Raw genomic sequence first — 10970 nt, forward strand, 5'->3', positions numbered from 1 at the left:
ACGCTACGAGGTGCATCGAATGTTCAAACGAAAGCTATCGCTCGCCGTGGCCTTGATGGTTTGTGGTGTCGCGCAGGCAGCTGAGCTGCTCACAATCGACGTGCATCGTGACGCGAACTGCGGATGCTGCAAGGAGTGGGTCAAGCACCTTGAATCGAATGGGTTCAAGGTAGTCGACCATGTTGAAAGCAATATGAGCGCTATTAAGCAGAGCTTAGGGGTGCCACAGGGACTCGTGTCATGCCATACGGCTATTATTGACGGCAAGTTCGTAGAGGGGCATGTCCCTGCGGAAGAAATCAAGAAGCTGAGTGGCCGATCAGACCTCGCCGGAATTGCAGTACCAGGCATGCCAGCAGGCTCCCCCGGCATGGACTACGGCCATAATCATCAACCTTATCAAGTATTGGGGCTCACCAAGGCAGGTGCGCAAGAAGTGGTCGCTGACTACCCATCGAGCCGATAGTTGTTACCTAGCCCTGAACGTCCATAGAGACGTTCAGATCTGGCTCATGAATCACCCTTGAGCCATCTCGATTGAAGGGCTCAACGTTCCTAGCCACGCCACCAAGCAAACGATGATCACTGCACAAGTCGACTCGAGCACCACACTTCTTCTCAAAACAGTTGCTGCCATAGAATAATCCCCTGCATCCAGAGAACGCTCTAGTGAGGGACTCAGGTAAAAACGGTTGAGGGTAGCAAGCCCAATCATGCCAGCGAAAAGCAGGATCTTCATCATTAGGAGAATGCCGTAGGTGCTAGTTACGAGTTCGATTACTGTCGGCCCGACAATGAAGAGATAATTAGCGACGCCTGTAATTATTATTGTGCCAACAATGAATCCACCCGCTGTTTCGAATCCTTTAAGCGCTCGTGACAGCACTCTTACGAGTTGCTCCGGATTAGCCCCTTTAATCCTCAACATCAGGCCAAACGCCGCAAGTGCTCCGATCCAACCCCCTGCGGCGAGAAGGTGCAGAATATCAGCTGCAAAGTGCCAGAACCGCTGAGTACCTTCGTCCATCGCCCCATGACCTGTCCACGCAAGCGTGGACAAGGCGATGCTGCCTGCCAAGGTAGCAACCCAGAGACTCCCTGTTGGCCATCGCTTGCTCTTACTTGCGACAAAAATCACCACTGCCAGCGAGATCATACGCGTCACCCAGCTATAGCCGATCTCAGTCTCGTACAGCATCATTTCCATGTGAGGTCGCAGCTCGCCCCAGTCGGCAGCACCGCTCATATTGCGCGTCATAACGACGAAAAGTGCTATGGACAAAAGCATACCCACAGCAGCCGTACCAGGCAGTAGCGACCCGAAATGCAACACGGTGCCTGATACGCGTTCTTTTCCCCGAAAGCTGTACAACCCAAAGACCGCTAGGCCGAACAGGAGCATCAAATCCAGATAAAGCGCTATGCGCAGCACCACATTTAATGAGTCGCTCATACTTATTTCACTTTGAACGTTACAGCGCCAGTAATTGGATGGGTATCGGAGGAGACCGCTCGCCATTCCACTTTGTAGGTGCCAGCGGTGAGAGGCGCTGCCGGAGTCAAGATCATAGTTTTAGGATCGCTACTGCCGGCCACGCTGGCTTTCACAGCCATTGGGGCGTGTGACATACCAGGCATTTCCGTCATGACCAACTTGGCTCCGGAAAACTTGGTCACCAGGTTTTCGGAAAAATGCAGCTCAATCTTCGCAGGAGCTAGCCCGTTCTCGCCCTCAGCCGGAATTGAAGACAGCAGCTTCGGGTGAGCTTGGGCAACTGCACTGAGCAGTAGGCTGGATGAAAGAGCGACGGCCACAACACAGGATTTTAAAACAGACATGCAAGGCTCCTCACAGCGCGTAGCTGTTGTAATAAGGTTAGATAATTATTGGTGCCGCTAACTTTGATTTAGAACCACACCCGGACGCCGAGCACCAGGCGTGCTTCGTTACTGTCTTCACCTTCGTCGCGGGCGTAATCAGCGGTCTTTCCATAAGCCCGATTCCAAGTTACACCCACGTAAGGTGCGAACTCTGGACGGATTTCGTAACGCAGCCGCAGACCAATCGCACTTTCAGACAGCCCTGAGCCAACTCCACGTTCGGGATCGTTTTTGCCATAGAAATTGAATTCTGCTGTCGGTTGCAAAATCAGTTTATTGGTCAGGAGAATGTCGTAGTCCCCTTCCAGCCGAGCGGCGGTCTGGCCACCTTCACCCAGGTAAGCAGTAGCCTGGGCCTCGAAGTTGTAGAGCACCATGCCCTGGATACCGAAAGCTGCCCACGTCTGAGGGTCGCCTGGTTTGAAGTCTTGACGAACTCCGCCGACCAGATCCCACCAAGGACTGATGGAATGGCCCCAAAGAGCTTGAACCTCAGCTTCTTCGGTCTTTCCGTTGGTGCGCTCGCCTTCGGAGCGCAGCCATAGACGATCAACATCTCCCCCTATCCAACCTTGTGCTTCCCAGTTAAGCGCGCTTCCATCGTCAGCATCCTGCCATTCCAACTTCTCAAATATAAAAAATGAGTTGAGGGCCGTGTCATGAACTTCGTGACCGCCTGGGGACTTATAGACTGCGGCTCTGTCAGCATCGGTAAGTGGTGGTATCGGAGTCCGGCTTTGAGTTTGTGGTTGCTTGGCGGGCTGCATACCCTCCATTTTGCTGTGATCCATGCCCTTCATCTGGCCCTGATCCATGCCCTGCATTTTACTGTGATCCATGGCCTGCATCTGCCCAGCGCCCATGCCCGATTCAGCGGCTGCTGGCAAGGCAAAGCCAGCGGTTAGAGCGATCGTAAATACAGCCGAGTGCATGCGAGTCCCGCTTAAGAAATTACTCATAGCCATCTCCTTATTCCTCTACACGCACTTCACGGAACATGCCCATTTCCATGTGGTACAGGAGATGGCAGTGATAGGCCCAACGTCCCAACGCATCGGCAGTCACTCGGTAGCTGCGCTTTGATCCTGGCGGCATATCAATAGTGTGTTTGCGGACAAGGAATTGCCCGTTTTCATCTTCAAGGTCGCTCCACATCCCATGCAAGTGGATGGGATGAGTCATCATGGTGTCGTTAACGAGAACGAACCGAACTCGCTCGCCGTACTTCAGCTTTAACGGCTCGGCGTCCGAAAACTTCACGCCGTTGAAAGACCAGGAAAATTTCTCCATATGACCGGTCAAGTGCAGTTCGATAGTTCGACTTGGCTCACGGCCATCTGGATCCTCAAACGTGCTCTTTAGGTCGGAATACGTCAGCACCTTCCGACCATTCTCGCGAAGGCCCATGCCAGGGTCATCAAGCTTTGGCGACGTTGACATCGCCTGCATGTCGACGAGAGGATTATTGGATTCTGTGGCAGGGTGCGACTGCATTTCCCCCATATCACTCATGCCGCCCATAGACATTTTGCTGTGATCCATTCCAGCCATGCTGTCCATGCCGGACATGTCCTGCGTAGCGCCATGGTTCATACCTTTCATGGCACCGCCGTCCATTCCCGACATACCCTCCATTGAGCGGTCTCCCGAACCAGTCATCTTGCTGTGATCCATTCCTGGCATATCACCCATACCAACCATCGCGTCGTGATCCATACCGGCCATACCCATGTCGGCCATGGTGACAAGAGGACGAGGATCTAGCTCAGGTACTGGAGCGGCCAGGCCAGACCGGACGGCCAAGGTGCCTCTGGCGTACCCTGACCGATCCATCGACTGGGCAAACAGTGTGTAGGCGTCCTGAGTGGGTTCGACGATCACATCGAAAGTCTCGGCAGTGGCGATCCTGAACTCGTCCACGCTCACCGGCTTTACATACTGGCCATCGGCAGCCACAACAGTCATCTTCAAGCCCGGAATACGGACGTCAAAGTAGCTCATAGCCGAACCATTGATGAACCTTAATCTGAGCTTTTCGCCAGGTTTGAATGTGCCCGTCCAGTTGGAATTCGGAGCGTGGCCGTTCATCAGGTAGGTATATGTAGCGCCACTGACATCTGCAATGTCAGTGGGATTCATCTTCATTTCTGCCCACATCTTGCGGTCAGCGACGGTGGCTGACCAACCTTTGTCCGCTACGTCATGGATGAAGTCACTGACTGTTCGCTTGTGGGTGTTGTAGTAGTCCGCCTGCTTCTTCAGTGTTTTCATCAGCGAAGCCGGATTTTCATCCGTCCAGTCGGTAAGCATCACCACGTGGTCACGGTCGTACTCAAAAGGCTCGGGCTCTTTTGCGTCGATTACCAGCGGGCCGTACACACCTACCTGTTCCTGGAAGCCGGAGTGACTGTGATACCAGTACGTTCCGTTCTGCTTGACCTTGAATTGATAAACGTACGTACCATCAGGCTCAATCCCATGGAAGCTAAGGCCCGGCACACCGTCCATATTCGCGGGGAGAATAATCCCGTGCCAGTGGATGGAAGTCATGTCCTTGAGGCGGTTCTTGACCCGCAAGGTCACGGTATCTCCCTCACGCCAGCGCAGCTGAGGCCCCGGAATACCACCATTAATGGTCATGGCCGTCCGGGGATTTCCGGTGATATTTACCGGTGTTTCTCCGATAAAGAGGTCAAACTCTGTACCTGACAGGACATTGGTCTCGCCCACTCTAGGGGCGGCCCAGATAGGGGTATGCCAGAGGCCTAGACCACCGAGAATCCCGCCTGCGGTGAGTCCTTTCACAAAGGTGCGCCGAGAGGTTTTGGCTTGCATACCGATTCATGTCCCGTCAGTCGGATGTTAGATGTGCGCACTGGGCGTGCCCCCGAGGGATAAGGCTAGACGAGCTAGTGCGCTTGATGTATCGGAAGATGCCATAAGCTAGCAAACGGGGTGATTACATTTCAGTAAGCTGGGCGGCTCAGCATTGATGCTTCTGCTCTTCAGACGTGGGCTTTTCCTGTGCAATATCTTCTTGCGCCCCAGCTGCAGGGGCGGACTTTCCGGTGGCCATTGCCGTCTCGCGAGCTCGTTCCATGCGCTCAACCGCACGGTCGCCGCCACCTTCGGCAAAGGCCAGGGACGATATAGCCAAACTGAGTGTAAGAATCACAGCGCTGGTTGCTTTCATAGTGCATCTCCTTCAAGGAATTGACTCTCGTTGAAACCAGAGAGTTTGAGCGTCAGCTCGATGAAGATGATGAGGGGACGTACCTGTCAGCACGCTTAGCCGGTGATTACACTTTTGACAGCACACGGAGAAACGCAACATCTGAAAGATCGACGGGCGTCATAAAATTTGACCGCACCACAGAACCGACAGCCGGCTGCATAAATTGATGTAGATCAACCGTGGCACTTCAATGTGGCGTATGTTGAAAAATCAAAATCCGCTAATCAGTACCGGAGATTCTCCATGTTCTGGTTTCGCCATCGTCAACCAACGTTCATACGCCTCGCCATCGTGCTGTGGGTGTTAGCGTTTGGTCTGGCAGCGACCCAGGGATGTCTGGCACAGCCCAGCCACAATCCGGCTACAACTCATGTCTCGCTGATCACCACGCAAGATCACGATAGCCACGACGCCCATGCCCTCGGTTGCCTTCAGCACTGCGCCGATACGGCAATAGCTGTAAGTCCTTCGCTCCATCTTCAAATATTTGACCTGTTCAGTTGGACGCTTCTGCTCCTTATCCCAGCGTTGCTGATTTTGTATCCCGCCAATCCCTCCGCTTTTGCCTTTCTTGCATTACGGCGCCCTGTACCGGCCAGACCTCCTGCCCGCCTGATTTTCGTCCGTTTCAACGATTAATCCGACCTTCTGCGCGCCGATCTTCGGCGCACTGTCTGACTGCGCCAATCTGGCGCGGCTTGGTATTACCTGAGTTGTCCTGACCCTTTGGAGATTGCCATGCATCCCACAATGAAATTGATCCTCGCCACCCTGCTCGTGAGCAGCCCACTTATCGCCTCGGCAGTCGATGAGCATCACCCGGAGGGGCAGACCGCGCCCGCCAAGACAAGCGAAGCAGCTACGCCGATGCAAAACAACGTCATGACCGAGCAAATGCAAAAAATGCAGGCTGCACACGACAAGGCAGCCGCCGCCAAGACCCCTGCCGAGCGACACGCCGCCATGCAGGAGAGCATGAAGACGATGAAGGACAGCATGGCCATGATGCATAAGAACTGTCATGGCAAGGGCATGGACGGCAACAAAGACGGCATGGAAATGGGAATGATGAACATGATGATGAAAATGATGGATCAGCAATCGAGCATGATGAAGATGCCGATGAGCAAGTGACGCGCACAAGCCTGTAGGCAATGCAGCGACGGTTTTACCTTAGCCAATATGCCAAGGGTAAAACTGCCGCCCGTTGCACCTATACGACGTATCACTAAACAGCACTCCCTCAGGAGTACAGAACCATGATGATCTCACCACCATCCGCTAACACCTCTCCAAGATTTTGGAGGAGTAAACCCGGCATAGCGCTGGGCATGCTGCTGGTGATCGTGCTGTTCTATCTGGCAAGAGAACACTACGGCCATATGCTCGGCTTACTGCCTTACATGATTTTGCTGTTGTGCCCGCTGATGCATTTTTCGGGCACCACCACGGTGGTCACAGTCAACACGGCGAAACCTCAGACTCAACCATGAATGCGAACAGGAGTTAGCTCATGCACACCCCTGATATTCGTCAAGAGCACGCCCCAATACAGAAACCTGAACCCCAACCCACCGATTCCCATGACCCGGTATGTGGCATGACCGTCAGTAACGACAGCCAGTTCAGCACGGAATATGAGGGGCAAACCTACCGGTTCTGCAGTCAGAAATGCCAGACGACCTTCAGGGCACAGCCCGAGCGCTATCGAGTATCTTCGATTGAAATCGAACAAGTTCATCAGACACCAGCAGAACCGTTAACCAGTACCGCTGAATACACATGTCCCATGCATCCGGAAATCCGCCAGGTCGGCCCCGGCACCTGTCCTAAGTGCGGCATGACCTTAGAACCGGTGACTCCCGAATTAGAGGAAGAAGAGAGCCCCGAATTTAAGGACTTCACCCGGCGCTTCTGGTGGACATTGCCACTGACAGTGATCGTAACCGTGCTCGCCATGGGCGGCCATGCCTTGGTGCTGTTTCACGGCCCCACGCAAAACTGGATCGAGCTGGGACTGGCCACACCCGTGGTGCTTTGGGCTGGCTGGCCGTTTTATGTGCGCGGCGTGCGCTCGGTTATTCAGCGAAGTCCGAACATGTGGACGCTGATCGGCCTCGGCACGGCGGCGGCCTTCCTTTACAGCGTCGTGGCCACCCTGGCCCCCGATGTATTCCCCAGCAACTTCATGATGGACGGCCGCATCGGCGTGTACTTCGAAGCGGCGGCTGTGATCATCTCACTGACCCTGCTCGGCCAGATGCTCGAACTCAAGGCTCGCTCGCAAACCTCGGCTGCCATCAAGTCGCTGCTTGGACTGGCACCCAAAACTGCCCGACGGATCAATGCCGATGGCACGGAAGAAGACATCCCACTGACACACGTACATAGCGGCGACACGTTACGTGTGCGACCGGGCGAAAAAGTGCCTGTCGACGGTCAGGTGCTGCAAGGCGAAAGCGCTGTAGATGAGTCGATGCTCACCGGCGAACCGATACCGAGCATGAAGAGGGCCGGCGACGCGCTGATCGGCGCCACCCTCAACACCCAAGGCAGTCTGGTGATGCAGGCGCAGAAGATAGGGTCGGCGACCCTGCTCGCACAGATTGTGCAGATGGTTGTGCAGGCACAACGCTCAAAAGCGCCGATGCAACGGCTGGCAGACGTGATTGCCAGTTACTTCGTGATTGTGGTGATTACTATCGCCGCGCTGACTCTACTCGGCTGGGGGGTGTGGGGGCCCGAGCCAAGTTGGGTGTTCGGACTGATCAACGCTGTCGCGGTCATGATCATCGCCTGTCCCTGTGCTCTTGGCCTAGCGACACCGATGTCAGTCATGGTCGCCACCGGCAAGGCTGCTGGCAGCGGCGTATTGTTTCGCGATGCCGCCGCCATCGAAAACCTGCGCAAGATAGACATCTTGATAGTCGACAAAACCGGCACCCTTACTGAAGGTCGACCAGCGTTCCATAGCGTCGAGGCCGTACCCGGATTTACTCAGGATGAAGTGCTGCGCCTGGCCGCAAGTCTCGACCAGGGCAGTGAGCATCCATTGGCCCACGCCATCGTCGAGCAGGCTCGTGCCGCAGGGCTGAAACTCGTGACACCTGAAACCTTCGAGTCAGCCTCAGGTATTGGTGTAAGCGGTCAGGTCGAGGGTCGCCGCCTGCTGCTAGGCAATACCGCGCTGATGCAGGAGGCCGGCGTTTCCACCGAGAGCTTGCAAGTACATGCCGAGAAACTACGCGGCGACGGTACGAGCATCATGTACCTGGCAGTCGATGGCGCTCTGGCGGGTTTGCTGGCTGTTGCCGACCCCATCAAACCCACCTCGAAGCTGGCCGTCGAGCGTCTCCAGGCGGATGGCGTCAAGGTCATAATGGCCACTGGTGATGGTCTTACGACTGCTCGCTCGGTAGCTCGCCAGTTGGGCATCGAGGAGGTGCATGGCGAGATCAAACCGCAAGATAAAGAACGTCTGGTGGCGTCTCTGCAACAAGCCGGATACCGAGTCGCGATGGCTGGCGACGGCATCAATGATGCCCCCGCACTGGCCCGCGCTGATGTAGGTATCGCCATGGGCACTGGCACTGACGTGGCAATGAACAGCGCTCAGGTCACCCTGGTCAAGGGCGATCTGCTCGGTATCCTACGTGCTCGCAGCCTGTCAGTAGCAACGGTGAGAAATATGCACCAGAACCTGACCTTCGCCTTCCTTTACAACGCCATGGGTATCCCACTGGCGGCCGGCTTGTTCTTCCCACTTACCGGTCACCTTCTGTCACCGCTAATCGCCGCACTGGCCATGAGCGTGAGCTCAGCGTCAGTGGTATTCAACGCCTTGCGTCTGCGCCAGGCTTCCATTGATTGAGTGAAAACGACCGCTTGACCTTGCCATGGCAGCAAGGTTGAGGATAAGCCAAAGTCGCAGAAAAGCCTCATGCGTCAGTCTTTCCATGATCAACTTTGTTGTGAGGAGTCATCAATGAAAATTGTTGAACTGCAAGTCCAGGGCATGAGCTGTGGTTCATGTGTCAAACATGTCACTGAAGCGCTGCGCCCAGTTGAAGGCGTCAGTGACGTAACAGTGGATCTACAAGCCGGACGGGTGAAGGTCAGCGGCGATTCGGACAACCATGCGCTGCTTGCAGCCCTGCAGGGTGCGGGCTATCCAGCACAGCTGGCTACAGTGGAAAGCTTAGCGAATAAGAAAACTTCAGGTTGTGGCGGGAACGGCGGCGGTTGCTGCTGTCGGTAAGCGCTATTTTCAACTGGGGAACTCCCATGAATAACAGTCTGCGCATCGCTGTGTTCACGACACTACTCATGGCCGGAGCGTCACAAGCTGCTGAAGTCATCGACGTTTACCGCGATCCAAATTGCGGCTGTTGCAGGACGGGATAAAGTATCTGCAGTCATTGTGGGGCGTTGAGGTCAAACTCTACACCCTCAGACAGCTCAGCGATCATGCTTAGCAATGATTGATCCAGAGGCTTAAGCAGCTCAGGGTTGGACAGGATGTCCAACTCGTGCATATCGAGCACTCGCGCCACCTCAGGATCTTCGGCTAGTCGGGTCAGCAGGATGAGGCGTCGAATCTTGAGATGATTTCACCAGCAACCCTGTCATTTGGGACGTGAGATTTTTGTGGTATGTCCATACCTAGAAGGCACCAGATCGCGCCGTGACACATCTTCAAAACTCCTCCTTCTCTTCTCCCAGCTCAAACTCACTTAGCCCACCTAAGTAGATTTTTCCGGCATGGCATTACGGAAATGAGGCCTTGGGCCAGAAGCATTCTGGGGATGTCATACATAAGCCCCGACACTTCCCATGGGCACTCACCAATAGACGGCTCCGACTGCAATAAATGGCAGCGCCAGTTTCGTACTGGGAGCTGCCGCAGATTGGCATGAAGCCTTATCCGAATCAGAATTTTTCACCATATCCAGCGCCCTTCGGAGCATTCGCGCTGCCCTTCTCTTTTGGAGTGGCGATAGGCTATTGTTCATTCAGGTCTTTATACACGTGCTTCGAAAGGGATTGATCATGCGTTTGAGTAAGGTAAGAGTTCAGAATTATCGAAGCATCATTGACACAGGTGAATTTGATGTAGAGCGCCTGAAAACAATTTTGGTTGGGCCGAATGAAGCAGGGAAAACTGCAATCCTTCAAGCCATTCAGCAAATAAATCCACCAAACAACGTCAAAAAATTCAATCCACTCCGTGACTTCCCCAGATCGTTGTATACAAAAATATCTAGGGGAGAACTGGATCCTAGTGATGTCGAGGTAGTGACCGCTACCTTCAATCTAGATGTAGCCGATATTGAGTTTGCACCAGAACAGATAAAATCAATCCCCCTCAGCTATGTGTTCACTAGAAATCTAGACAATTCGGCATCCCATCGAATTATCGGAGCCCACGCCCCCACTTATAACGATATTAAGAACGACTTGATTAGACTGTGTGCTCACATTGACAGGGATGTAGCCAGTGGGGAAGTAAAAAAATCTACCGACAGCTTAAATACTATCACCAAGACTTGGAGCACATACAGAAACCTTGCAAAAGATTCAGCCCAACTTAAAAGCTGGCTCGAAGAAGTTCTACCAATAATCGATGAAGATGATGCGAAAGAGAACGAGCGTTGGGAGAAGATAAGTAAAGTATTAGAACACTCAGTTGAGTTTCAAAAGTTCTTAAATTACCTGGACAAAAACAAACCTGTTTTTGTCCTCTACAGCAACTACTTTCGTGTCAAACCAATCATCCATCTAGGCTCTGTACGTAAACCCAAGAAATACGATTTTCTGTAAAATACACCGCCATTAAAGCCAGGAGGCCAAGATG

12 protein-coding genes and 1 pseudogene are annotated in these 10970 nt (G+C 53.8%); 7 read left to right on the forward strand and 6 right to left on the reverse strand.

From position 1 onward, the window contains the following. The first annotated feature begins 19 nt into the window (after positions 1 to 19). On the forward strand, positions 20 to 466 hold the full coding sequence (locus tag GHO42_RS18470) for a DUF411 domain-containing protein (RefSeq protein WP_153328487.1): 447 nt from the start codon (positions 20 to 22) through the stop codon (positions 464 to 466). Between the two features lie 51 nt (positions 467 to 517). Here GHO42_RS18470 and copD read toward each other — a convergent pair whose 3' ends face one another. The 5 genes from copD to GHO42_RS18495 form a co-directional block, all read right to left on the reverse strand. Next, complete coding sequence (copD, locus tag GHO42_RS18475) at positions 518 to 1453, reverse strand: copper homeostasis membrane protein CopD (protein ID WP_153328468.1); 936 nt, start codon at positions 1451 to 1453, stop codon at positions 518 to 520. A gap of 2 nt (positions 1454 to 1455) precedes the next feature. Next, positions 1456 to 1839, reverse strand: coding sequence for a copper homeostasis periplasmic binding protein CopC (gene copC, locus GHO42_RS18480; RefSeq protein ID WP_153328470.1), 384 nt, complete (start codon positions 1837 to 1839; stop codon positions 1456 to 1458). Between the two features lie 68 nt (positions 1840 to 1907). Continuing rightward, positions 1908 to 2840: a copper resistance protein B gene (locus GHO42_RS18485; protein ID WP_153328472.1), complete on the reverse strand. Its 933-nt coding sequence runs from the start codon at positions 2838 to 2840 to the stop codon at positions 1908 to 1910. 10 nt (positions 2841 to 2850) lie between these two features. Next, the gene (locus tag GHO42_RS18490) at positions 2851 to 4716 is read right to left on the reverse strand and encodes a copper resistance system multicopper oxidase (RefSeq protein WP_153328474.1); all 1866 of its coding nucleotides are present in this window, start codon (positions 4714 to 4716) and stop codon (positions 2851 to 2853) included. A 148-nt stretch (positions 4717 to 4864) separates the two neighbouring features. Beyond that, the gene (locus GHO42_RS18495; RefSeq protein WP_153328477.1) at positions 4865 to 5074 is read right to left on the reverse strand and encodes a co-regulatory protein PtrA N-terminal domain-containing protein; all 210 of its coding nucleotides are present in this window, start codon (positions 5072 to 5074) and stop codon (positions 4865 to 4867) included. 285 nt (positions 5075 to 5359) lie between these two features. Here GHO42_RS18495 and GHO42_RS18500 point away from each other — a divergent pair, with 285 nt between their 5' ends. The 5 genes and pseudogenes from GHO42_RS18500 to GHO42_RS18520 all read left to right on the forward strand — a co-directional run bounded on the left by GHO42_RS18500 (position 5360) and on the right by GHO42_RS18520 (position 9374). Then, positions 5360 to 5755 carry a hypothetical protein gene (locus GHO42_RS18500; protein WP_153328479.1) on the forward strand — a complete coding sequence of 132 codons (396 nt, stop codon included), beginning with the start codon at positions 5360 to 5362 and terminating at the stop codon, positions 5753 to 5755. 99 nt (positions 5756 to 5854) lie between these two features. Then, complete coding sequence (locus GHO42_RS18505) at positions 5855 to 6250, forward strand: hypothetical protein (RefSeq protein WP_153328481.1); 396 nt, start codon at positions 5855 to 5857, stop codon at positions 6248 to 6250. 125 nt (positions 6251 to 6375) lie between these two features. Next, a pseudogene (locus GHO42_RS18510) lies at positions 6376 to 6626 on the forward strand (DUF2933 domain-containing protein). 3 nt (positions 6627 to 6629) lie between these two features. Then, on the forward strand, positions 6630 to 8987 hold the full coding sequence (locus GHO42_RS18515) for a heavy metal translocating P-type ATPase (protein WP_371926194.1): 2358 nt from the start codon (positions 6630 to 6632) through the stop codon (positions 8985 to 8987). Between the two features lie 114 nt (positions 8988 to 9101). Further along, positions 9102 to 9374 carry a heavy-metal-associated domain-containing protein gene (locus tag GHO42_RS18520; protein ID WP_153328483.1) on the forward strand — a complete coding sequence of 91 codons (273 nt, stop codon included), beginning with the start codon at positions 9102 to 9104 and terminating at the stop codon, positions 9372 to 9374. Positions 9375 to 9531: 157 nt separating this feature from the next. Here the strand turns inward: GHO42_RS18520 and GHO42_RS26200 are convergent, their stop codons facing one another. Then, complete coding sequence (locus GHO42_RS26200) at positions 9532 to 9660, reverse strand: hypothetical protein (protein ID WP_256670647.1); 129 nt, start codon at positions 9658 to 9660, stop codon at positions 9532 to 9534. A 505-nt stretch (positions 9661 to 10165) separates the two neighbouring features. Between GHO42_RS26200 and GHO42_RS18525 the strand changes: the two genes are divergently transcribed. Then, complete coding sequence (locus GHO42_RS18525) at positions 10166 to 10936, forward strand: AAA family ATPase (RefSeq protein ID WP_153328485.1); 771 nt, start codon at positions 10166 to 10168, stop codon at positions 10934 to 10936. Positions 10937 to 10970 lie beyond the last annotated feature (34 nt).

The organism is Pseudomonas sp. FSL R10-0056 (genome assembly GCF_009600105.1).
In the GTDB taxonomy this organism is placed as follows: domain Bacteria; phylum Pseudomonadota; class Gammaproteobacteria; order Pseudomonadales; family Pseudomonadaceae; genus Aquipseudomonas; species Aquipseudomonas bubulae.